The 23,202-nt window shown below is 56.3% G+C and carries 22 protein-coding genes; 8 read left to right on the top strand and 14 right to left on the bottom strand.

All coding sequences use genetic code 11. From position 1 onward, the window contains the following. Nucleotides 1-101: 101 nt before the first annotated feature. Together NC979_RS06130 and NC979_RS06125 are read left to right on the top strand one after the other, a co-directional pair. The gene (locus NC979_RS06130) at nt 102-1,226 is read left to right on the top strand and encodes a type IV pilus twitching motility protein PilT (RefSeq protein ID WP_190518468.1); all 1,125 of its coding nucleotides are present in this window, start codon (nt 102-104) and stop codon (nt 1,224-1,226) included. A gap of 251 nt (nt 1,227-1,477) precedes the next feature. Further along, on the top strand, nt 1,478-2,698 hold the full coding sequence (locus NC979_RS06125; protein ID WP_190518465.1) for a type II secretion system F family protein: 1,221 nt from the start codon (nt 1,478-1,480) through the stop codon (nt 2,696-2,698). A 98-nt stretch (nt 2,699-2,796) separates the two neighbouring features. Here the strand turns inward: NC979_RS06125 and NC979_RS06120 are convergent, their stop codons facing one another. From NC979_RS06120 to rpaB, 9 genes are all read right to left on the bottom strand, one after another. After that, complete coding sequence (locus NC979_RS06120) at nt 2,797-3,948, bottom strand: geranylgeranyl reductase family protein (protein ID WP_190518463.1); 1,152 nt, start codon at nt 3,946-3,948, stop codon at nt 2,797-2,799. A 34-nt stretch (nt 3,949-3,982) separates the two neighbouring features. Further along, nucleotides 3,983-4,981 carry a homogentisate phytyltransferase gene (locus NC979_RS06115; RefSeq protein WP_190518461.1) on the bottom strand — a complete coding sequence of 333 codons (999 nt, stop codon included), beginning with the start codon at nt 4,979-4,981 and terminating at the stop codon, nt 3,983-3,985. Nucleotides 4,982-5,073: 92 nt separating this feature from the next. Further along, entirely contained in the window at nt 5,074-6,159 is a 1,086-nt protein-coding gene (locus NC979_RS06110; RefSeq protein ID WP_190518459.1) for an AI-2E family transporter, read from the bottom strand. Beyond that, nucleotides 6,149-6,454 carry a DUF2288 domain-containing protein gene (locus NC979_RS06105; RefSeq protein WP_190518450.1) on the bottom strand — a complete coding sequence of 102 codons (306 nt, stop codon included), beginning with the start codon at nt 6,452-6,454 and terminating at the stop codon, nt 6,149-6,151. The genes NC979_RS06110 and NC979_RS06105 overlap by 11 nt, the downstream gene beginning before the upstream one ends. Nucleotides 6,455-6,563: 109 nt before the next feature. Next, complete coding sequence (locus NC979_RS06100) at nt 6,564-7,226, bottom strand: lysophospholipid acyltransferase family protein (protein ID WP_431191025.1); 663 nt, start codon at nt 7,224-7,226, stop codon at nt 6,564-6,566. Nucleotides 7,227-7,268: 42 nt separating this feature from the next. Continuing rightward, nucleotides 7,269-8,156 carry an ACP S-malonyltransferase gene (fabD, locus tag NC979_RS06095; protein ID WP_190518448.1) on the bottom strand — a complete coding sequence of 296 codons (888 nt, stop codon included), beginning with the start codon at nt 8,154-8,156 and terminating at the stop codon, nt 7,269-7,271. A gap of 250 nt (nt 8,157-8,406) precedes the next feature. Next, on the bottom strand, nt 8,407-9,402 hold the full coding sequence (locus tag NC979_RS06090) for a beta-ketoacyl-ACP synthase III (protein WP_431191024.1): 996 nt from the start codon (nt 9,400-9,402) through the stop codon (nt 8,407-8,409). 3 nt (nt 9,403-9,405) lie between these two features. Continuing rightward, nucleotides 9,406-10,440 (bottom strand): phosphate acyltransferase PlsX, encoded by a 1,035-nt coding sequence (gene plsX / locus NC979_RS06085; protein WP_190518446.1) that lies wholly within the window; start codon nt 10,438-10,440, stop codon nt 9,406-9,408. A 51-nt stretch (nt 10,441-10,491) separates the two neighbouring features. Then, nucleotides 10,492-11,220: a response regulator transcription factor RpaB gene (gene rpaB / locus NC979_RS06080; protein ID WP_026072530.1), complete on the bottom strand. Its 729-nt coding sequence runs from the start codon at nt 11,218-11,220 to the stop codon at nt 10,492-10,494. A 293-nt stretch (nt 11,221-11,513) separates the two neighbouring features. Here rpaB and radA point away from each other — a divergent pair, with 293 nt between their 5' ends. Next, nucleotides 11,514-13,049 carry a DNA repair protein RadA gene (radA, locus tag NC979_RS06075; protein WP_190518444.1) on the top strand — a complete coding sequence of 512 codons (1,536 nt, stop codon included), beginning with the start codon at nt 11,514-11,516 and terminating at the stop codon, nt 13,047-13,049. A 92-nt stretch (nt 13,050-13,141) separates the two neighbouring features. Next, complete coding sequence (gene grxC / locus NC979_RS06070) at nt 13,142-13,411, top strand: glutaredoxin 3 (RefSeq protein ID WP_190518442.1); 270 nt, start codon at nt 13,142-13,144, stop codon at nt 13,409-13,411. 95 nt (nt 13,412-13,506) lie between these two features. Here the strand turns inward: grxC and hpf are convergent, their stop codons facing one another. Beyond that, entirely contained in the window at nt 13,507-14,160 is a 654-nt protein-coding gene (gene hpf, locus NC979_RS06065; RefSeq protein WP_190518439.1) for a ribosome hibernation-promoting factor, HPF/YfiA family, read from the bottom strand. A 153-nt stretch (nt 14,161-14,313) separates the two neighbouring features. On the opposite strand from hpf, the gene lipB reads away from it, so the two are divergent. Further along, nucleotides 14,314-14,997, top strand: a complete 684-nt coding sequence (gene lipB, locus NC979_RS06060) for a lipoyl(octanoyl) transferase LipB (RefSeq protein WP_190518436.1) — start codon at nt 14,314-14,316, stop codon at nt 14,995-14,997. On the opposite strand, the gene NC979_RS06055 is transcribed toward lipB, so the two are convergent. Next, complete coding sequence (locus NC979_RS06055; protein WP_190518434.1) at nt 14,966-15,628, bottom strand: DciA family protein; 663 nt, start codon at nt 15,626-15,628, stop codon at nt 14,966-14,968. The genes lipB and NC979_RS06055 overlap by 32 nt on opposite strands. A 172-nt stretch (nt 15,629-15,800) precedes the next feature. Between NC979_RS06055 and NC979_RS06050 the strand changes: the two genes are divergently transcribed. Together NC979_RS06050 and NC979_RS06045 are read left to right on the top strand one after the other, a co-directional pair. Beyond that, a complete protein-coding gene (locus NC979_RS06050; protein WP_190518431.1) occupies nt 15,801-17,381 on the top strand; it encodes a metallophosphoesterase in 1,581 nt (526 codons plus the stop codon). An 8-nt stretch (nt 17,382-17,389) separates the two neighbouring features. Beyond that, a complete protein-coding gene (locus NC979_RS06045; protein ID WP_190518428.1) occupies nt 17,390-17,974 on the top strand; it encodes a DUF924 family protein in 585 nt (194 codons plus the stop codon). A gap of 48 nt (nt 17,975-18,022) precedes the next feature. Here NC979_RS06045 and rppA read toward each other — a convergent pair whose 3' ends face one another. The 3 genes from rppA to glpK all read right to left on the bottom strand — a co-directional run bounded on the left by rppA (nt 18,023) and on the right by glpK (nt 21,784). Next, on the bottom strand, nt 18,023-18,697 hold the full coding sequence (gene rppA / locus NC979_RS06040) for a two-component system response regulator RppA (protein WP_190518426.1): 675 nt from the start codon (nt 18,695-18,697) through the stop codon (nt 18,023-18,025). A gap of 145 nt (nt 18,698-18,842) precedes the next feature. Next, a complete protein-coding gene (locus NC979_RS06035) occupies nt 18,843-20,201 on the bottom strand; it encodes an aspartate aminotransferase family protein (protein WP_190518423.1) in 1,359 nt (452 codons plus the stop codon). A gap of 68 nt (nt 20,202-20,269) precedes the next feature. Then, nucleotides 20,270-21,784, bottom strand: coding sequence for a glycerol kinase GlpK (glpK, locus tag NC979_RS06030; protein WP_190518421.1), 1,515 nt, complete (start codon nt 21,782-21,784; stop codon nt 20,270-20,272). Between the two features lie 217 nt (nt 21,785-22,001). Here glpK and NC979_RS06025 point away from each other — a divergent pair, with 217 nt between their 5' ends. Then, on the top strand, nt 22,002-23,156 hold the full coding sequence (locus tag NC979_RS06025; RefSeq protein WP_277882384.1) for an HhoA/HhoB/HtrA family serine endopeptidase: 1,155 nt from the start codon (nt 22,002-22,004) through the stop codon (nt 23,154-23,156). The last annotated feature ends 46 nt before the right edge of the window (nt 23,157-23,202 follow it).

Raw genomic sequence — 23,202 nt, 5'->3', positions numbered from 1 at the left:
GCAGCAACGGACGCTACGGCACCAACTGCTTTATCAAACTAGCCTAAGCTTTTCTAACGCTAAATTCTCTCGACGTTTCTCAAACCCCATGAGGTAGCCCTATGGAATTGATGATCGAAGATTTGATGGAAGAGGTGATTGAGCGGGGTGGCTCTGACCTACACCTCTCTGCAGGTTTGCCCCCCTACATCCGCATTAGCGGCAAACTCACTCCTACCGAGCACGAGCCAATGACCGCCGAGTCTTGTCAGCGGCTAATCTTCAGCATGCTCAACAACACCCAGCGCAAACAGCTGGAGCAAACCTGGGAGCTGGATTGCTCCTATGGGGTAAAAGGGCTTGCCCGCTTTCGGGTCAATGTCTACAAAGATCGCGGTACCTATGCTGCATGTTTGCGAGCACTGAGCTCCAAAATTCCAAGCATGGATGCGCTAGGGTTGCCCAACATTGTACGGGAACTGTCAGAGAAACCCCGGGGCTTAATTCTAGTGACCGGACCCACCGGTTCTGGGAAGTCGACCACCCTGGCTTCGATGATCAACAACATCAACCTCACGCGGCCTGAGCACATTCTCACCGTCGAAGACCCGATTGAATTTGTCTATGAGCCTATCAAAAGCCTGATTCACCAGCGCCAGATTGGGGAAGATACCAAGAGTTTTGCCAATGCCCTACGTGCTGCCTTGCGGGAAGACCCCGACGTAATTCTGGTGGGTGAAATGCGGGACTTAGAAACCATTTCCCTAGCTATTTCGGCCGCAGAAACGGGGCACTTGGTCTTTGGTACTCTGCACACCAGCTCAGCAGCCCAAACCGTCGACCGGATGATCGACGTGTTTCCGCCTGAGCAGCAGCAGCAGATTCGGGTGCAGTTGTCAGGTTCGCTAGTGGCGGTGCTCAGTCAGACTCTTGTGCCTAAAGCTAATCCCAAACCCGGCGAGTTTGGCCGCATTATGGCCCAAGAGATTATGGTGATTACCCCAGCGATCGCCAACATGATTCGTGAAGGTAAAACTCCTCAAATCTACGGTGCTATCCAGACCGGGGGTAAGCTGGCGATGCAGACTCTAGAAAAGGTTCTGGCTGATCTCTATCAAGCCGGCACAATTTCCTTTGAGGCGGCCATGTCCAAGACCTCCCGCCCCGATGAACTGCAACGGCTAATTGGGGGAGCTCCAGCACCTAATGCGGCTGCTCGCCAAGGGGCAGCCGCCGGACGCCACTAAAATCTTAGGTAAAAGACCTTAGGTAACTAAATAGGGCGCTCAGGAAAAATTTAAACTGAGTGCCCTAGCCTAGAGAGAGGGAGCACAGATTATCTTTCTTGCTACTGGTTTGGGGTTAGACCTAGGGTCCACGTGATCATGCCGCGAGAGCAAGATACACCCCACGCGAGTTCAGGTAGATTTAGCGGGTTCGGCAAGCTGAACCCGTCGCTATAATTGCAGTACTTTTAAGCCGTTGAGCTAACAGAGCTATGCCTACCTACGTTGCCATTGGTCGCGATACCAGCGGAGCCCAGCGCAAAGAGCGGATCGCCGCCGAGAATCCCAATGAGGCCCGCAATCGTTTAAAGGATCAGGGCCTCTATGTGATGGATATAAAGGAGGAATCCGGGTTCAATATTGACCTGGAGAGCATCAAAACCTCCATGACCAAGGTGACGGTTAAGGATAAGGCAATCTTTTCCCGTCAGTTCGCTGCTCTCGTTAACGCTGGTGTTGCCCTGGTGCGAGGGTTAGGGGTACTGGCAGATGACTGCGCTAACCCCAAACTCAAGAAGGCACTGATGGCCATCAACGCTGATGTGCAGCAGGGCACCAACCTGTCTGACGCCATGCGTAAGCACCCAGCTTGTTTCGATAATCTTTACGTGGCGCTGATCCAAGCGGGTGAGGTAGGTGGCGTACTCGATGAAGTACTCAATCGTCTGGCTAAGCTACTGGAAGATTTAGCCCGGTTGCAGAACCAGATTAAGTCAGCTATGGCCTATCCAGTAACGGTAGGATTCTTAGCCGTGATTATCTTCGTCGGTATGACAGTATTTTTGCTGCCAATCTTTGCCGATATGTTTGAGGACTTAGGCACTGAACTGCCAGTCTTTACTCAGATCATGATGATGATCAGCCGGTTTTTGCGCCAGCCCTTGAACTGGGTGTTTATGGTAGCGGCGATATCTGCGTTGACATTTGCCTACCGCCGATACTACGCCACTTTGAACGGGCGACGAGTGATCGACCGTTTATCCCTCAAGATGCCTCTGTTTGGTGATCTGATTCAAAAAACGGCTACCGCTCGGTTCTGCCGCACCTTTGGTTCTCTGTCGAAATCCGGGGTGCCAATTCTAACAGCCTTGGAAATTGTGCGGGACACGGCGGGTAATCAGGTGATTGCTGAGGCTGTGGATGAGGCCCGTAAAGATGTACAAGGGGGAGGGATGATTAGTCTGGCACTCCAAAAGCACGCGGTGTTTCCTGGTATGGCGATTCAGATGATCAGCATCGGGGAAGAAACGGGAGAACTAGATGCAATGCTGATGAAGGTGGCCGACTTCTATGAGGATGAGGTGGAGCAGGCCGTAAAAGCTCTAACCAGCATCATGGAGCCGATCATGATTGTGGTATTAGGTGGCATGGTAGGGTCGATTTTGGTGTCAATGTACTTGCCCATGTTCAAGATTATGGATGCGATTGGTTAAGATCCAGAGCTTCCTATGGTCTATTGTTGACAATTTTCTAAAAACAACGGCCAAAGCATGTTTGCCTTGGCCGTTGTTTTGTCTAGTAGCTAGTAGAGCTAAGACAATAGCCCTTTGCTAAGCCGCTGGATAGCTCTGTGAGCCACCTCCCCATAGCTGGTCTCACCGCAGAATACTTTTACCATGGTTAGGGTGCTAGAAGGCCGCTTCACCCCAGCCCGATAGGCTAGGGCTGGTGCGTTGTAGACTAGGCGGGCTAAGCGTCTGGCCCAGCGCATTTCTTGGCCCCATTCTGTATTCATTATTTGGCTGTAGTTTGCTAGGGCTCGATGCCCCTTCGATCTTGGGAGTTGATTATCTTCTTTAAGAGCCTGGGCGATCGCATCTGCAGCCTTGAGCCCGCTAAAGATGGAGGGGCGAATGCCCTCGGCAGTGAATGGATCGACTACGCAGGCGGCTTCCCCTGCCAGCAGGGCTCGGTGGGTATGCAGATCTTGGGGGCCATCCCAGATGAATATGGGGTGGCCAAAATGCTGCACTGTGCTGGCGTCTACATCAAAGGCGGCGGCATAGTTGCCTACAGGAGTGCGCAGGTCTTGCTTGCGCTGGGCTCCGGAGCGAAACACACCCCCACCAATGGAGTAGCCATCGGCTTTGGGAAAGTTCCACAGGTAGCCCTGCTGCATAAGGCCTAGGTCAAAATGCACTACGGGTTCACTGGGGACCTCCAATCGAGGCTCGGCTTCTAGGGCCGCGGCCAGTTTGTATCGCCGTTGGGAAAAGCCCAGCCACTTGGCCATTGACCCGCGTGCCCCGTCTGCCGCAATTAAAAAACGTCCCTGAACCGGGCCTTGAGTAGTGTTGACCTGCCAGAAATCTCCTTGATTTTCGATGCTTTGGGCCTTAGTACCATCCCACAGGGTGGCCCCTTGTTTTTGGGCTTGTTGCACGATGAAATAGTCAAACTCGTCTCGCCGCACCATCCATAGGGCTTTTTCGGCGGGCAGTTCGGCTTCAATGGGGTCAGCCATATTGAAGGTGTAGCGCACTTTGCGCACCTTAACAGAGATGGCAGGAGCAAAGTCAAAGTCAAACCACTGAGCTACTTGGGGCGAGACGCCGCCGCCACAGGGTTTGTAGCGAGGAAGTTTGGCGGCATCGAGCAGCAGAACTTGATGACCCGCTTTGCTCAGGTGGTAAGCGGCGGTGGATCCGGCGGGTCCGGCACCGACAATGACGCAGTCGTACATAGGTTTACTATCCTTTACGCTAGGCTGCTTTGCTCTAGGCCAGCCAGCAGGCTAGGGGAAACATCAGGTATTGCAGGAAAAATAGCTTCCAGATGAATTGGTAGAACTCAGGATAGGCTAGGTTTCTCTGAGCTGCAGCGTTTTGGCCGCTGTGGGATACCCGCAAACTCATCCACCATAGGAAAGCTAGCACCAACAGGTGTGATCCGGCTAGGAAAGGTCGATTGACCCCCGTTAGCCAGGGGGCAACTAGCGCCATACCTAGATAGCAGACGGTCAGAATACCCAACGCCAGCTTAAACACGGTGCGCTGACCCAGCTTTAAGGACAGAGTGCTGATGCCGTAGCGGCGATCGCCCTCAATGTCGGGAATATCCTTAAATAGCGCAATGGCAATGCTAAATAGTAGAACAAATGCCGTCAGCGCCCAAACTCGTCCAGGAATAGTGAAGGGAAGATCGAGGCGATCGCTAAAGTGCAGAAACAAGCCCAAATTCACAATGGTGCCCCGCACTGCCAAAATGCACACCGAGGCCCAAAATGGAAACCGTTTGAGCCGTACCGGGGGCAGCGAATAGGCGGTACCGATAATTAGGCTCAGGCCCACTGTTGCCAGTAGCCAGGGACCGCCTAAGACCGCTAAACCCATGGCCCCTAAGCCTGCTAAGCCAACAATCCAGCGGCCATCAGCAACAGAAAATTCTCCGGCGGCTAGGGGCAAGTGGGGTTTGTTGATGCGATCGATTGCAATATCTTCAAGCTGATTGAGCCCAACAATGTAGAGATTGCCTAGCAAACAGGCCACCACAGCAATCCCAACTAAACTCAGCAGAGGCTCGAAGGATATAGGGTTTTCGAATTCCAAATCAGCTAAAACGATGGTGGCAATGCCCACTACGCTGAGGCTAGTGCCAATGACTGTGTGAGGTCGCCAAAATTTCCAAAGAGCGTAGAGCCAGGGACGGGGAGATTGGGTAAAGCGCAGCCGCTTCCCCTGAGGCATAGAGGAGTTCGGCGGGGCAGCGTTGGTCATAAATCAAATCTTATCGCCAGGGGTTCAGTGTTCTAGCTTATCGGCTGATGGTCTATTTATCAGCCTACTTTAGCCAGGCCAGACTAGATTTTTTAGTCTTGAGTGGGCTTGCCCCGCATCGCTTCAATATCTAGCCAGGTAACGATTACTCCGGCAATTGGCACCGCTAGAAAAAGCCCTAGAACTCCGGCTACCGTAGCCCCTACAATCAACGCAAAAAACATGACTACAGGATTAATATCTAGAGAGTCTTTCATGATGTAAGGCAGCAGCAGATTTTCTTCGATCTGTTCTACAGCAATGCAAACGACAACAGCTTGGATGGCTAACCATACCCCTTGCGATAGCAGCAGCAGGGATACAATGCTGATGCCCAGGGTGGCTCCAATGCCTGGAATTAAATTAAATAACCCGGCAATGACGGCGAGCACCAGCGGAAAGGGCATGCCTAAAAAGGCAAAGACCGCAAAGGTGGAGGTAATAGAAAACACAGCCAGCAGCAGGCGGCCCCAAAAGAAACCCAGCAAATTGTGCTGAATGACGGTGTTGAATCGCACTTTGTTGCGAATAGGCAGGTTGTTGAGCAACCACCACCAAATTTTGGCCCCATCCAGCATCATAAACAGGGTTACGACCGCAATTAGAATGGCGAGAACCAGGTTGGCCAGGGTCGATTGCAGGAGCCCTAGCCCAGTTGTGAGAATGGCTACAGCCTGGTTCTGTAGCTGAGGCTCTAGACCCTGCAAATCGACGGGCAAATTCAGCGTTTCTAACAGCTCTTCAGCGCTGCTGAGCCAGGGTATGACTGAGTCAGAAAAATTTTGCACGCTGGCGGAAAGCTGCTGCCCTTGGGATAACACCGCCATGCCCAGGGTAAGGGAAAGGCCGACAATGATGGCTAAGCAGATGAGAAATACAGCAATCGCCGCTACCCCGCGCGGTAACCACCGGCTGAGCCAAGTGACCGGATGATTGAGCAAAAACGCCAGAATAGTGGCGGTGACAAATACCACTATTAATACTTCAAAGTAGGCCAACAGCTGAATGGTGGCCCAGCCGCAAGCAAACAACAGCAAGAACCGCACTAAAGTGCTGGTGCTCAAAGTAGTCCAAATATTATCTTTGCTCCGAGGCGACGCTCCTGGGGCAATTTCTTCCTGGGATTCCTCAGTTTTCATGGACTGGGGCTTCTTGCACGAGCACGAAGGGTTGCACAATCAACGACTGAAACTGTTTTTTGGTCGCTTGATCCCACACTTCCAGCTGCAAGGGCGAAGGCTTAGTGATTAGAGCTTCGGCAATCCAGCGGTTGACAGCGGCGGTATTGTCGGTGGCAATCGCCATCCCCACCTCGACTAAATCTAGCTGTCGATCGACCACCACCACTGCCCCCCGATTGGCGTGGGGGCTGATCCAAGCCCAATCGGCAGGGGCAAGCATATCGGTAAGTTCTTGTTTGAGGTCTTGGGACATGGGCTTGGCCGGTGCGATCGCGAACTTTTACAGGCTACCAGATGAGGCGAGAGTAGATGGGCAAGTCAGTGAATGGGTGAGAGGGTAAAGGGATGAGGAGGTGGAGCGACTAACGGCCAAGGTCGTGGAGGCGATGGATTTCGGTGGCGCACTGGGTGGTGATGACCTCTAACCCCTCGCGGGCAGTGGAGGGAGGTGGGGCAATGGGGGCACCAATGCGAATAGTGAGGGGGGTAGGGCGGGGTATCGACGAACCCTTGGTGAAAATGCGCTGGGTGCCCCAGAGGCTGACGGGCAGCAGTGGTACCTGGGCCTTGGCCGCAATTAGCGCCGCGCCAATTTTGGGGTCAGGAATGCGGCCATCGGGAGTGCGGGTGCCTTGGAGAAAAATGCCCACTGCCCAGCCCTGCTCCAGCTGCTTGAGGGCTTCGCGAATGGCGCTGCGATCGGCGCTGCCCCGCTTCACAGGGTAGGCCCCATAGAGGCGAATGGCCTGACTGAGCACCGGCACCTTAAACAACTCTTCTTTGGCCATGTAAGAGACGGGGCGGCGCACGGCGGCAGAGAGCAGCGGCGGGTCAAAGTCGCTGGCGTGGTTGGCAACTACCACCAACCCTCCAGTTTTGGGTACCTGATCGGTACCGTAGACCCGGCCCCGAAAATATAAGCCCAGCATCGGACTCACCACCGACCATTTGAATAGGTGGTACCACAGCAGGTTAACGGGGGGTTCGCGATCGCGACTCATCTCGGGCTTATTCTGTACAACCATCAAAGTCCCTTTGCCTGGGAGATTAGGACTGTCGTGTGAGGTTTAGCCTGCACTGGCGACTTGCTCCAGATTGCCTACGTTAACCAGCGCGAGTTCTTTGCAGGTGCGCTTGGTTAACCCGGTGAGCACGTTGCCCGGCCCCACTTCGACTACTGTGTCAATGCCAAGTTCTGGCAACGCCAGGGTGATTTCGCGCCAGCGCACAGAGCCTGTCATCTGCTGGATTAACCGCTGCTTTAATACCAAGCCGTCGGTGGAGGGGGTAGGGTCTACGTTGGAGAGTACGGGCACTTGGGCCGTGGCGAAGGGAATTGGTTCTAAAACTGCCTGAAACGTTGCGGCAGCATCGGCCATCAGCGGCGAGTGGAAGGCCCCGCTGACGTTAAGCTTCACGGCCCGCTTGGCTTTCACGCCTTCCATTACGGTGGTGACGGCCTCTGGGGTACCTGAGATCACTACCTGACCGGGGTTGTTGTCGTTGGCCAGCACTACCCCAGGAGTAGCTTCGATCTTGGCGGCTAGCTCGTCGGTATCAAAGCCCAACAGGGCGGCCATCATGCCGTCAGAGGCTTGGGCCATCAAATCAGCACGACGCTGCACCAGGGTGAGCCCGGTGGCAAAATCGAAGACTTCAGCAGCGTAGAGGGCGACATATTCTCCCAAGCTGTGACCGGCTACAACCGCTGGCTGATGGCCCTGCTCCTTGAGCAAATCGACCAGAATGCTTTCTATGACGTACAGACAGGGCTGGGTATAGAGAGTGTTCGAAACTTTATCGTCAGCGTCTTGAACCACATCGAGCACTGACCAACCCAGGATGGCCTCGGCTTCGGCAAAGCGCCCTTGGGCCAGAGCCACAGTGGCGAGGTCTGTTCCCATGCCGATCGCCTGGGAACCCTGCCCAGGAAACACCCATGCTGCGTTTGTCATGCCTCTACCCTTCCGACTTGCGTGGCGATCGCGACCAGCCCCAACACCTGCTTTACTTCATCCCCAGATTCAGGGATGGTTCGCAAAGTGATCAGCGCTGCCAGAACTACACAAGATACTGTCTCACAAAATGCCCATTGAAACCGCCGTGGAGAGGAGAGCTATCGTGAGGGAAAGTCCCAAGTTGACCACAGTGACTTAGCAAAAGAGAGGGGTGACTGTTACCCATAGGTGCTGAAGGTGCTATTGCCTAGCCCCATTGAATGATGGCAGAGCCCCAGGTTAGCCCAGCCCCAAAACCGGCGGTAGCAATCACATCTTCAGACTTAATTTTTCCTGCCCGCACAGCTTCGTCGAGAGCAATGGGGATAGAGGCGGCGGAGGTATTGCCGTGACGGGCCATGTTGCTGACCACGCGCTCAGCGGGCACGTTTAGGCGATCGGCTACTGCGTCAAGAATGCGCTGGTTGGCCTGATGCAGCACCAGCCAGTCGATATCGGCAGCGGTGAGGTTGGCGCGGAAGAGCGCTTTTTCGATCACTTCGGGGACGCGGTTGACGGCGAATTTATAGACCTCGCGCCCATTCATAGTGATGGGGGCAAAGGTGCCTTTCTGAACAGTGATGTCTCCAACTAGAACATCTGGTTCAGGTTGGTAAGCTAGGTTCAGGCAGTGATTCAAGGAGCCATCACTGCACAGCTCAAAGCCCAGCAGGCGATCGCGCTCAGCCGCCTGTAGCACCACGGCCCCAGCCCCGTCGCCAAAGAGCACGCAGGTAGTGCGATCGTCCCAGTCCGTCCAGCGTGAGAGTATATCGGCCCCGATCACCACCACATTCTTAAATACCCCAGTGCGGATATATTGGGCTGCCGTTACTAGGGCAAACACAAACCCTGAGCAGGCGGCAGTGAGGTCAAAGGCCACAGCGCGAGTCGCCCCCAAAGCCCTCTGGACCTGACAGGCCGTCCCAAATAAATCGTCGGGGGTAGAGGTGGCCAGCACAATCAAATCAACCTCTTCGGCGCTCACCTCGGCCATGGCCAAAGCATTGCGGGCTGCCTCCGCCGCCAGAGACGCAAGGGAATCCTCAGGAGCTGCCACATGGCGCTGACGAATGCCGGTACGGGTCGCAATCCAGTCATCGGAGGTGTCAACGCGCTGGCTGAGATCGTCATTGGTGAGTTGTACGGTTAGGCAGGCTGAACCGCTGCCCACCAGTGACACACCGGGCATAAACTGTTCCACGGGTTATTCTCCGTCTGCTGCGGGGATGGCCACCCGCTGGTACTGGGCCTGAATGCGGTCTTGAACGCGGTTGTCGACTGCCTCTTTAGCCAGCCGAATAGCGTTAAATACCGAGGGTGCTTGGGAGCTGCCGTGGCTAATCACCGTCACCCCAGCCACACCCAGCAACAGGCCACCGCCGTGCTCGGCGTGGTCGACCCGCTGCTTAATGCGACGCAGGTTAGGTTTGAGGATCGACGCCCCAATTTTGCCACGCACGCCTTGAGGCAGCTCTTCTCGCAAAATTTGCAGCACCGACTCACCTACTGCCTCGGCAAACTTGAGCAGCACATTGCCCACGAAACCGTCGCAGACCACCACATCAAACTGACCAGAGAGAATATCACGCCCCTCGGCGTTACCCGCGAAGGGGATGTTGGGGTTTTCTTCAAGCAGTTGGTGAGCCTTTAAGGCCGCGTCGTTGCCCTTGCTAGGCTCTTCGCCAATGTTGATTAGCCCCACACGAGGATTATCGACTCCCAGCACGTAGCGGGAATAGATGGTGCCCATGATGGCGAACTGTTCTAGATACTTGGGGCGGCAGTCTACATTGGCTCCCACGTCTAAAATCAGCACCGATTTGTTGGCGACTACAGTGGGAAACACAGCCCCGATCGCCGGTCGGTCAATACCCTTTAGTCGCCCCAAACGCAGCAGGGCGGCAGCCATCGCTGCCCCAGAGTGCCCTGCAGACACCACTGCATCGGCCTCATTGCGTTTGACCAAGTCCATCGCCACGTTGATGGAGGCTTGGGGCTTTTTGCGCAGGGCGCTCAGCGGCTCTTCGTGCATTTCGATGCTGCCCTCGGCGGGCACTAGCTCAATGCCCACCAGCTGCTCCGGACTAGCCGTAGACGCCTTGATTTGGTCAACATCGCCGACTAAAGCGACATCGACATCTAGCTCGGCCTTGGCGCGAATGGCACCTGCAACGATCTCGCCTGGGGCGAAGTCTCCCCCCATGGCATCAATGGCAATGCGTGCCCGGTTAAAACCCATCTGCTAAATCTGTTAAAAACCTGAGCAAATTCTAGCAGACTACCCTACCGACTATTCTTCGCCGGGCTCCACTATCCGCTGAAACAGGTAGCCGGTACCCCGAGCGGTGAGAATTAGCTCTGGGTTGCTAGGGTCGTCTTCAAGCTTGGCCCGCAGGCGAGAGATGTGCACGTCGACCACGCGGGTATCAACGTGACGCTCAGGGGTGTAGCCCCATACTTCCTGCAAAATTTCGGAGCGGGAAAAGGGCTCTCCGGAGCGGCTAACCAGCAGCTCGAGCAGGCTGAACTCCATGCCAGTGAGGCGAATGCGCTCGTCGCCTTTGTACACCTGGCGCTTATTAGTGTCGATACGAATGGTGTTGACAGAGATGACGCCGGAGCTGGGAATGCCGGTCATGCCGGTTTTGTCGACCCGGCGCAGCACGGAGCGAATGCGGGCCTCTAGTTCTTTGGGAGAGAAGGGTTTGACTACGTAGTCGTCGGCCCCAAGCTCTAGGCCGGTGATGCGATCGGCCACATCGCCCAGGGCGGTAAGCATAATAATAGGAATGTCAGACTCTTTGCGTAGCTCTTGACAGACGCCGTAGCCGTCGAGCTTGGGCATCATCACATCGAGCACAACCAGGTCAGGAGCGGCATTGCGAAAGGTTTCTAGGGCCTCTTCGCCATCGGCGGCGGTGACAACGTCATAGCCAATCATCGATAGGCGGGTCTCGAGAATTCGCCGAATGCTGGCCTCATCGTCGACCACTAGAATTTTTTCTTTGTTGTTTTCCAAGGCTTTCAAGGCTCCCTACATAACGTCATATTCTATAAACAATCGCAACGTTTAATGATTAACTTTTGAAAGCTAATGAGTTGATTGAGCTAAACAACCGTGGGCACCGCCACAGCAGCCCCCTCAAACGCTGCCGAAGCAGAACCTACGACGTTTGATTATTCTATGTGTATTGATTCATGCCGCATGCGTGGAACATCTGTGCTTCAGGCTTTTTTAAGGTTTATTGCGCAGCAGCAGCCGTGTTTTAGAGCCAAGTATCGCCCTGAATAATCGGCGGGGCAAGGGTAGTTATGGCTAAATCTCGTTCAATTTTTGTTTGCAATGAATGCGGAGCTGAGTCGCCTCAGTACTTTGGCCGCTGCCCCGTGTGCAACAGCTGGAATGCTCTGGTAGAACAGGCTCAGCCTGCTAAGGAGACGACTGCTCGGGCCTCTGCTTTAGGCCGTAGTCGGGGCGGGTCAACGACGGCCAAGGTCAGTCAGCCACGTCTGGCGATGACCCTTAACCAGATTCAAGACCATCCTCAGGCGCGTCTGCCCTCGGGCTATGGAGAGCTTGACCGGGTGCTGGGCGGTGGCATTGTGCCGGGTTCGTTGGTGCTGCTAGGGGGTGACCCCGGCATTGGCAAATCTACCCTGCTGCTTCAGGTGGCGAACCAGCTAGCAGCGCGGCAGCGGGTGCTGTACGTATGCGCGGAGGAGTCGGGTCAGCAGGTGAAGCTGCGGTGGCAGCGGCTGGGGCCGGTGGGGAGTGTTGGGGTAGGGGGTGATGGGGTAGGGAGTAGGAGGGAGAATCCTAAAGGGAAGAAGGAAAACGGGAAGCGGGCAGAGAGACAAGAAGAGGCGGAGCTGGAGGAGTTTGAGCCAGCTGGGGTGGAGGCAGTGGATTCGCAGTTGTTTTTGCTGCCGGAGATTGATCTAGAGACTATCTTGATGGAGCTAGAGTCGCTGAAGCCGACGGTGGCGATTATCGACAGTATTCAGGCGTTGTACTATGCGGCGCTGACCTCGGCACCGGGGTCGGTGTCGCAGGTGAGGGAATGTACGTCGGCGCTGATGCAGTTGGCGAAGCGATCAAACATTTCTCTGTTTATTGTGGGTCACGTGACGAAGGAGGGGGCGATCGCAGGTCCCAAAGTGCTCGAACACCTAGTCGATACGGTGTTGTACTTTGAGGGCGATCGCTTTGCCAGCCACCGACTGCTCAGGTCAGTCAAAAACCGGTTTGGCGCTACCCACGAGCTGGGCGTGTTTGAAATGGTCGATCGCGGTCTGGCGGAGATCAGCAATCCTTCAGCCCTTTTCCTCGGCAACCGGGACGAGCAGGTGCCGGGTATTGCCACCATCGTCGCCTGTGAGGGCACCCGACCTCTGGTGGTAGAGCTACAATCGCTGGTCAGCCCCACCAGCTACAGCTCGCCCCGGCGCTCAACCACGGGGGTGGAGTACAACCGGCTGCTGCAAATTTTGGCGGTGTTAGAGAAGCGGGTGGGCATTCCTCTGTCTAAGCTAGATGCCTATGTGGCGTCGTCCGGTGGGTTGGCTGTGGGGGAACCAGCAGCAGATCTGGGCATCGCGATTTCGGTGGTGGCCAGCTTTCGCGATCGCCTCGTCGATCCAGAACTCGTACTGATTGGTGAAGTGGGTTTGGGCGGGCAAGTGCGGCCGATTTCCCAACTAGAGCTGCGGTTGAAGGAGGCGGCGAAGCTGGGCTTTAAGCGGGCGATTGTGCCCAAGGGGCAATCTGTGAAGGTGGATGGGCTGGAGATTGTGGAGGTGTCGCGGGTGGTGGATGCGATCGCCCACGCGCTGAAGGGGAGTGGGTGAGGGATATGCCTACCGAACTGTGGACGTAGCGACAGTGCTGAGAAGACTAAAATAATGTAAAGAACCTTGAATACCGCCCTTGGAGGTGCGCTATGACCCCTAACGTCGAAATTTATACCTGGAGCAGCTGTCCCTTCTGTATTCGTGCCAAGCGACTGCTTGATCAAAAGGGCATTGCTTACACCGAGTACTGCATTGATGGTGATGAAGCCGCTCGCAGCAAAATGTCTCAGCGGGCTAACGGGCGGCGATCGCTGCCGCAAATCTTTATCAACGACCACCACGTGGGCGGCTGCGATGACTTCTTTGCTCTAGACGCTAAAAACGGCGTCGAGCCTTTGCTAGCTGGTTCTCCTGCTTAATATTGCTGACGCAGATAGAACCCAAGGTTTTAGTTTTGCAAAAAAGCCCCAGCCTGCGCAGGCTGGGGCTTTTTTAAGGGTCGATTTATATAGGATTAGCTGTGAGCAGCGGTCTCAGCGTGGCTCTTAGCCTTGCTGTCGTGGCCATTAAGATGGCCATTTTGGTTGGGCTTGCGGGGTTGAATGAGCCCATAGCCGCCGTGGTTGCGCTCATAAATCACGTTGATTTCCTCAGTTTCTGCATTGAGAAACATATAAAAATCGTGATCGATGACCGCTAGTTGCTCCAGGGCCTCTGTCACAGACATGGGCGACATGGCGAAGTATTTGGTGCGAATCACCTCTTCAGGAAGCTGGGGCTCGCTGGTATTGAGCACGTGGGTGACATCGGTCAGCGGCGCTTCATTCAGGTAGGCCTCGGTCGTTTTGCCCAAACTGCCCTGCATGCGAGTGTTGCGCTTTTCTTTAAACTTGCGCAGTTGGCGGCTAATTTTGTCGGCTACTAGGTCGATGCTGGCGTAAAGATTTTCGCTGCTTTCTTCGGCTCTAACAACGGCTCCGTCTACGAATAGGGTAACTTCAGCGGCCTGGTTGGCTCCAATTCTGGGGTTTTTGGCTACGGATAGGTGGACATCGACCTCGTTGGTGAGGTGTTTGAAGTGACTCACCGCCTTGAGGATTTTTTGCTCTACATGCTCCCGAATCGCGTCTGTGATCTCAATATTTCTGCCATGGATTACCAGCTTCATAAAGCGGACTCCTTGATACGTCGGCTTGGTTTCACCCTAACACCTTGTATTCTGCACAACAGCGTCCGTTAGAATCCTTTGCATGGGTTGATAATTCTTGATTGCAAAACCCAGGAAAAATGGGCTATTCCCGCTGATTTACGCTTGACAGGAATGAATCAAAACCACGGGGAATCAACGCTCCGCTGCGATATTTACGAGCTGGGTGTTATGCCCTTTACAGAAGCTTGGACGTTGCAAAAGACGCTGGTACAACGCCACCGCGAGCACCCCCAGCCCGATCGCCTGCTGCTAGTCGAGCATCCCGGTGTCTATACCTTGGGCCAGGGCTCAACCTTAGACCACCTCAAGCTCCCGGCTGAGGAATTGCCCTATCCTCTGTTTCGCATTGAGCGGGGGGGCGAGGTCACTCACCACTGCCCCGGTCAGCTAGTGGGCTACCCCATTCTCAACCTGAAGCGGCACCAGCCCGATTTGCACTGGTATCTGCGTCAGCTGGAGGAAGTGCTGATTCAAACGCTGGCCCAGTTTGGCGTGAGCGCAGGGCGGCAGGCCGGGCTAACCGGAGTATGGGTGGGCAACACTAAGCTGGCAGCGATCGGTATTAAGGTGAGCCGCTGGGTGACGATGCACGGCTTTGCACTCAATGTATGTCCTGATTTGGCGGGATTTGAAGCGATCGTGCCCTGTGGCATTGCCGACAAATCGGTGGGCAGCCTGGCCCAATTTTGCCCAGGCATTACGGTGGAGTCGGTGCGACCCGTCGTGGTCACTCGCTTTGCTCAGGTGTTTGGGGTCAAGCCCGTCATACAGAATGTCGCCCAACTGGGCCTTTGAGCCCTTTGACCGCACAAATGCTGCACCGTCCCCAGCGCTTGAGTTCTCCTGTGGGGCAGTGGCAGTGGCACTGGGGACAAAGGGGCTGCTGGGCCGCCAGCTGTTGAGTCAGGCCAGCCCAGCGCTCAAAGCTCTCTTCGGCTGTTTCGGGCCGTTGGGGCGATCGCGGGATGGCTCGGGGTTCATAGCTGGGATGCTGCCGCAGCCACTCAGGTAGTTCTGTGGAAGCTGCCGTCCTTTGGTCAGGCTGGGTCGACTTATTTTGCCGATACCAGTCGCCGCTTGAAAAGCGAATGTCGCTGAGGTTGAGATGGAGGCGATCGTTGAGCTTGGCTAGAATTCGCCGCCGCTCTAGTGTTAGGGTTTGAGCCCACATGGGGTTGACTACCGCCACGTGCAGCACGTCTTGATCGAGCCGCACGGGGGCGGCTTGGCGGGCTACCCCATCGCCTACGACGGCGGCCCAACTGTTGAGCACCTGGCGAAATTGGCCCCGGCTGCGCCAGCGAGGCTGCTGTTCAAAGTGGTTAATGACGTTGTGGATAGAGTCGAGGGGCATGGGCGATCGCAAGTTGCGCTGTTGTTTAGAGGGAATGACCACCAAATCTCTATTGAGGAGAGCGATAGCCATCTCGTCACCTGCTCGCTCTACCCGGAATGAATTTAGCTTAGCCTGCCTACGCTGGATCATTGCCGCTGCTGCATAGGAGGCTCGGCAATTTTAGGAAACACAGATTACCCTAAATGAGGGCCTTTCGACTTTGGGGCCAGCTCTCAATCGCCGCATAATTCACTCCTGACCCATGGCTTCCATTCTTGACCCGCCCATTTTGACCAAAGTCGCCAAAATGAAGGAGCGGGTTTGCTGGCAGCACCCGATGTTAATGCAGCGCCGCATCGACCAGACCCGGCTGATTTTGGAGGACGGTCGCAGCGACGACAGAGAGTTCTCGTTTTTGGTGATTGGCGATAGCGGCTCTGGTCCTCACCCCGACCATCACCCTCAGCGGCGCATTGCCAAGCAAATGCTTCCCCATCTGCAAGACTGCCGCTTTTTGCTGCACACGGGCGATGTGGTCTATCAGGTGGGCTCTAGCGAGCAATATCCAGAGAATTTCATTAAGCCCTACCGGGAATGGCTAGTGGGGGGCGATCGCCCTGATCGAATCGCCTTTGACAATATGGTGTTTCAGTTCCCGTTTTTGGCGGTGCCGGGCAACCACGACTATTACAACCTGCCCCGGCTCTACAGCATTTTGGTGCAGCTGTCCCGGCCCGTGCGCAAGCTGCTAGGGCTCAACCTCAATCCCAATGTGAGCTGGCACGGTTCTGGCATCGGCGATGCCTATGCCCGCGCTTTTTTAGACTACTTAAAAACGCTGTCGGATGAAGATCTAGACGCTCACCTCGAGCGCCACTATGGCCCCTGGGGCGAGAAAACCCTGGGGCTGCGCTACCAGCCGGGGCAGTTTACCCGGCTGCCTAACCGCTACTACACCTTTCGCTACGGCGGCATCGACTTTTTTGCCCTCGACAGCAGCACCTTCAACGACCCGGCCCTGTCGCCCCAGCGGGCCTCAAATGCGGCTTATCGAGGCCGATTGCTGGCCCAGCGAGAGGCGATTCAGCGTCAGCAGCAGGAGGTGCGAGACGAAGCCATGCACCTACAGCGCACCGATCCCCATGCCCAGGAGCGCTTAGATGACCTTCAAGCCAAGATAGAGCAGATGGAGGAAATGCTGCTCGATATCGAAAAGCAGGTGCACCCTCGACCCACCACCCTGGTCGATACCGAGCAGCTGCTGTGGTTGCGGGACGGGCTAATTGCCTCTTGGCAGGATAAGGCGGTGCGGGGCCGCATTCTGTTCTTTCACCACCCGCCCTACGTGACTGAGAATACCAAGTGGGGCCAGGGACAGACGATGGCCATTCGTCAGAATCTGCGTTGGGTGCTCGACCAGGTGGCGGCGGCGGTGCCTGAAATTGGCGTAAATCGTCCCCCGGTTAACCTGGTGCTCAACGGCCACGCCCACTGTTTTGAATATCTCAGAACCGAGGCCACGGGCTATGCCGACAGCCACATGAATTATCTAGTCTGCGGCGGTAGCGGTCTAAGCCTGCGGCGGCAGCGGCCGGAGGGCACCATGCTCTATGAACCCATAGGGGCAGACCCCGATGGGCAAATGGAGTTTAAGCTGGTGGCAAAATCGCAGTTGTATAAGGGCCTCACTGGCCACAAAGCCGAGCGACGGCGGCCTTACTCCTTTGTGCGCATCGATGTCACCCAGGATGAGGTGCCCCAATTTATCGTGACGCCCCACATTTCGGAGCGATCGCACCAGAGCTGGGAGGACTATGCGCTGGATCCGCTGGTGCTGGAGTAGGTGAGTAGATGGAGCGTTGGAATGAGATTCTGCGGTTTTGGTTTGGCGACCCGGAGGATCCTAGTAGCGAGTATGGTCAGCAGCGCCAGGCCTGGTTCAAGAAAGACCCAGCGTTTGATGACACTATTCGACAGCGGTTTTTGACTGACTATGAGCAAGCTTCAACTGGTGCTCTGGCGACGTGGCCGCAGCAACCGCGATCGTGCCTTGCCCTAGTGATTTTGCTCGATCAGTTTCCTCGTAATCTGTTTCGAGGCGATCCGCGCAGTTTTGCCAGCGATCGCGCTGCCCGAGACACCGCCAACTATGCCCTGGCCCAGGGCTACGACCAGCAGGTTTTGCCGGTGGAACGCATCTTCTTTTACCTACCACTGGAGCACAGCGAAGATCTAGCCGATCAGGAGCGCTCGGTGGAGTTGGTGCGATCGCTCCACGCTGCCCACCCTGAACTTGAGAATTTCCTTGACTATGCAATGCGCCACCGAGACGTGATTCAGCGGTTTGGCCGGTTTCCCCATCGCAACGAGATTTTGGGGCGAGAGGCAACGCCTGAAGAGGCAGAATTTTTAAAGCAGCCAGGGTCGAGATTCTAAAAAGTTTTGAGTTCGCTAATTGAAAATTCACAACTTAAAACTTACCTCTCACTCACCCAGCCGATATCCCTTGCCGTAGACCGTGTGAATAATCGGCGCGGTGCCCTTGGGCTCTATTTTGCGGCGCAGCAGGCGCATTTGGGCGGCGACCACGTTGCTGCTAGGGGCGTCTTGGTCGTCCCAGACACTTTGATAAATCTGTTCGTGGGTGAGCACCTGGTTGGCGTGGCGCAGCAGGTAGGCTAGCAGGCGGGTTTCTTTTTCAGATAGTTCGACGGGCTGACCCTGGCGATGAGCGAGCTGGTTAGATTCATCTAGGGTGAGATCGTTGAAGGTGAGCCGGGGCTGGGTGGGCTCTAGGTTGGGCGATCGCCGCAGCAGCGCCCGCACCCGCGCCAGCAGTTCCCTAAGCTCGAAGGGTTTGACCAAATAATCGTCAGCCCCGGCATCAAGGCCATCGACGCGATCGTTGAGGGTATCTTTGGCCGTGAGAAAGAGCACGGGGGTGTTGTCTTGGCGCGATCGTACCTGCCGACAAATCTCTAACCCGCTCAGCCCCGGCAGCATCCAGTCGAGAATGAGCAAGTCGTAGCCGCCTTGGCCAGCCAGATCACAGCCCGTTTCTCCGTTAGTAGCCACATCCACCTCGTAACCTTCCCGATTGAGCAAGCGACTCAGTGGGTCGGCGAGTTCTACTTCGTCGTCAACGAGCAGGATCTTCATTTTCCCTAAGATAGGCAACAGTGGTCTTCAACCCAGCAGACAAAATCCTTATTGTGGAGCTAACGCCAATCAGGAGTCTTGGGCCTAGCGCTAGGTAAGCGAGAGCCATTCATCAGTTTAAGCTACGCCGGTGATGGACAATCTATCACCGGCAGTCGCGGATCGCCTGCTCTAAAATTGCTAGACCTTCGTCTAGTTCCTCGTAGGTGACGGTCAGCGGCGGGGCGATGCGCCACACGCTGCCCATACCGGGGAGGGCGGTAATGTTCATACTCAGCCCTAGCTCCAGGCAGCGGCGGGTGATAGCGGCCCCGGTTTCTGGGTTAGGTTCACGGGTGGTGCGATCCTTCACCAGCTCTACCCCCAGCAGCAGCCCTTGACCGCGCACATCGCCGATCGCCTCGTAGCGATCCTTGAGCTTGAGCAATCCGTTCTTCAAATAGGTCCCCATGGTTGCGGCTTGCTCCGTCAGATTTTGGCTGGTCAATACCCGCAGCACCGCCAGCCCTACCGCCGCAGGCATGGGGTCAGATACATGGGAGGTGTAGTAGATAAAGCCTTTCTCATAGCAATCGGCCTCGATCGCCGCGCTGGTCACGGTCGCCGCCAGGGGCAGGCCTCCCCCCAGTGTTTTCGACAAGGTGAGAATATCGGGCACCATGCCCAGTTGTTCAAAGGCAAAGAAGCTGCCTAGGCGACCAAAGGCGGTTTGAGCCTCATCCAAAATCAGCAGCATGCCCCGCTCTTGGCAGTAGCTCTGCAACCGCTGAAAGTAGCCCTCTGGGGGCACGACTACCCCCCCAGCGCTGAGCACGGGTTCCACAATCAGCGCGGCGTAGGCTCCTACCGACTGACTGTCGACTAGGTCAAAGCCTACGTCTAAACAGGTCATATCGCACTGGTCTTGGCAGTGGCGAATAGGGCAGCGATAGCAGTTGGGCGTGGGCAGTGCCAGGTTGCCTGGAATGGTTGGGCCGTAGCCTTTACGGGCCGAGATAAAGGTGCTGGCGCTAGCTCCGGCGGTCATGCCGTGCCAGGAGGCGCTAAGCCCAACCACCTCGAAGCCGCCTGTGTGCAGTTTGGCCATGCGCAGGGCGGCTTCGTTGGCCTCGCTGCCGGTGTTGAGAAATAGGGCTTTTTGCAGGGTGGACGGCAAGAGCTGGCAGAGCGAGTCGGCCAGTTCTATCACCGCTGGAGACAGCATGCCGCTGAACAGGTGCAGTACGTCTTCGCAAGCCTTATGGATAGCCTGCACCACATCGGGATGGTTGTGGCCCAAGGTGGCGCACATCTGCCCAGAGGTAAAGTCGAGAATTTTGCGGCCCTGGCGATCGTAGACATAGCTGCCCCGTGCCCGCTCGATCAGCATCGGAGCAAAGCTGCCCCCATAGCGCACCAGGTGATGCTCAACTATTTCCCACATCTCCTCATCCGAGGGGACACTTGCCGCAGGGACCATTGAGGCCGCAGGGGTGGTGCTGACGTCATGGGTAGAGTCGGGCATGGTAGATAGGGAGAAGGGGCATGTCTCCCTAGATTAGCGAGAATTTCATTTTGCTTGAAACTGCACTGTTAGTCAGCCCAGCCTTTGGCCCGCTCGACAGCTTTCATCCACAGTGCAAAGTTTTCCTGCGCTGCGGCCTGGCCTGCGCCGGGTTCAAATACGCGATCGATCGCGCGGCTCTCCACCAGAGTGCGATAGTCATCCCAGAAGCCGACCGCTAGACCTGCGGCAAAGGCCGCTCCCTGGGCGGTGACGTCCAGCATCTCGGGTCGCTCAACGGGAATGCCCAACACGTCAGCCTGGAACTGCATGAGAAAATCATTGTTGCAGGCACCGCCATCGACCTTGAGCTGGCTAATGGGGGTGCCTGCATCCTGGTTGACGGCGTCGACGACTTCTTTGACTTCGTAGGCGATCGCCTCTAGCACCGCCCGCACCATGTGCTCTCGCTGAGTACCGCGAGTCAGACCTAGGAAGGCACCCCGAGCGTTCATATCCCAATGGGGGGCACCGAGGCCGCTGAGGGCGGGCACAAAGTAGACGCCGCCGTTGTCGCGAGCATTGCGGGCAAGAATTTCAGTCTCCGCTGCGCTGGAGACGATTTGCAGGCCGTCGCGCAGCCACTGGATACAGGCCCCGGCAGTAAACATGCTGCCCTCGATCGCATAGCCCAGATGGGGCCGCAGCGGATCGAGCGTTGCTTCAGACCAAGCCACGGTGGAGAGCAGATGGTGCTGCGATCGCGCCACCTCATCCCCCGTGTGCGAGACCAGAAACGCACCAGTGCCGTAGGTGCACTTGAGCAGACCAGGGCGATCGCAGCCGTGACCGTAGAGCGCCGCCTGCTGGTCGCCAAAAATCGCCGCAATCGGGATTTCAGCACCCCAAACAGTCGGATCGGTATGGCCAAACACCCCCACGCTGGGCTTGATTGCAGGCATGATGTGGGGCGGAATGCCAAATAGCTCTAGCAGAGTGTTGTCCCACTGGCCGCTGGCAAGGTTGAGCAGCATGGTGCGGCTGGCGTTGCTGTGATCGGTAGCATGGACCTGCCGCCCGGTAAGGTTCCACAGCACCCAGCTATCGATCGTGCCCGCCAGCACCTGGTCAAAATCAACCGGCGGATCCACCTCTTTCCTGGCCTGCTCTAGCAGCCAGGCTAGCTTGGTGGCGGAGAAGTAGGCGTCAAGGACTAGGCCGGTGCGATCGTAAATATCCTCCGCCTTCCCCTCATCTCGTAGCTGGTTGCACAGCGGTGCCGTGCGGCGATCTTGCCAGACGATCGCATTGGCGAGAGGGCGACCCGTGCGGCGATCCCACAGCAGGCAGGTTTCACGCTGCACCGTGAGGCCAATGGCGGCAATATCGGTAGGCTTGAGTCTGGCTTTGGCAAGGGCCGACTCTATGGCCCAGGCGATCGCATCCCAAATCTCGCGGGCGTCGTGCTCAACCCAGCCGGGCTGCGGGTAATACTGGGTGAGTTCACGGTAGGCCTGACCGGCGATTGCCCCCTCCTGGTTAAAGATGATCGCTCGGTTGCCGGTGGTGCCCAAATCTAGGGCCATGATGTAGTTGGCAGTCATCTAGAACTCTCATTGATGGTCTTAGCTGTACCCACGACGCTACCGGTAGCGGTGTCTTTCATCATGCTATTAAACTTGGGCTTTCGGCCTTAACCACTCGAAAGTACGGTATCCCCCTCCCCCGCTAAGTGGGCAGTTGTGGAACAATTTTGATCAATCGACGGGATACTAACCCCCCGCTGTTGTGCGTCGAATTTGCTTTATGAGGTCTGCTCCCTTGAAACAAGGACTCTGGATACCCCTAAGACGGCTGCTGGCCATGATCGCTGCGGCGGTGATGATGTTCAGTGGTGCGATCGCATCTCCGGCTGAGGCCCAGTCGGCAGCAGCAGCGGCGATCGGCAACGAAAGTTTTGTGGCGGCAGCTGTGCGCCAGGTTGGCCCGGCGGTAGTTCGCATTGACACCGAAAAAACAATCACTCGCCAGACACGGGATCCGTTTTACGACGATCCCCTTTTGCGCGACTTCTTCGGCGGTATGCCGCGTCAGCCCCAGGAAGAACTGTTGCGGGGGCAGGGTTCAGGGTTCATCATCGACGACACCGGCAATATCTTGACCAATGCCCACGTAATCAACGGCGCTGACCGGGTGGTGGTCACCCTCAAGGATGGCCGCAGCTTTGATGCCGTAGTGGAAGGGGTGGATGAAGTCACCGACCTGGCCGTGGTCAAAATCGACGATGGCGAAGACGATGTGTTGCCCATCGCTACCCTGGGCGACTCTGACCAGATTGAAGTGGGCGACTGGGCGATCGCCGTTGGCAACCCCCTCGGCCTCGACAACACCGTCACCCTCGGCATCGTCAGCACTCTCAAGCGCACCAGCAGCTCCGTAGGTATTCCCGGCAAGCGGCTAGAGTTTATTCAGACCGATGCCGCCATCAACCCCGGTAACTCAGGTGGGCCGCTGGTCAACCAGCGGGGCGAAGTGATCGGCATCAATACCGCTATTCGTGCCGACGCCATGGGCATTGGCTTTGCCATTCCCATCAACAAGGCCAAAGAGGTTAAAGACATGCTGGCCCGGGGCGAAACGGTGGCTCACCCCTACATCGGTGTACAAATTGCCAACCTCACTCCTGAGCAGGCCAAGCGCAGCAACGAAGACATCAACTCGGGCATGTACCTTCCCGAAGTCAATGGCGTCCTCATCATTCGCGTGCTCGAAGGCACCCCCGCCGCTGATGCTGGACTGCGCCGTGGCGATGTGATTTTACAGGTCAACGGTGTCCCCATTCGCAGCGCCGATGGGTTGCAAATTCAGGTTGAAAATACCCGGATTGGCGATGCGCTGGAGCTTAAGATTCAGCGGGGCGATCGCCCCCTGACGGTGCAGGTTAAAACCGCTGAGCTTCACGAGCAGGCTAGTTAACACCACCCATTTACCCTTTCACCCATCCCTTGAATTAGGAGACTTT

This window comes from Leptolyngbya subtilissima AS-A7 (assembly GCF_039962255.1).
Taxonomy (GTDB): Bacteria; Cyanobacteriota; Cyanobacteriia; order Phormidesmidales; family Phormidesmidaceae; genus Nodosilinea.
The sequence above is the reverse complement of the archived record's forward strand: the minus strand, read 5'-3'. Positions and strand labels throughout refer to the sequence as shown.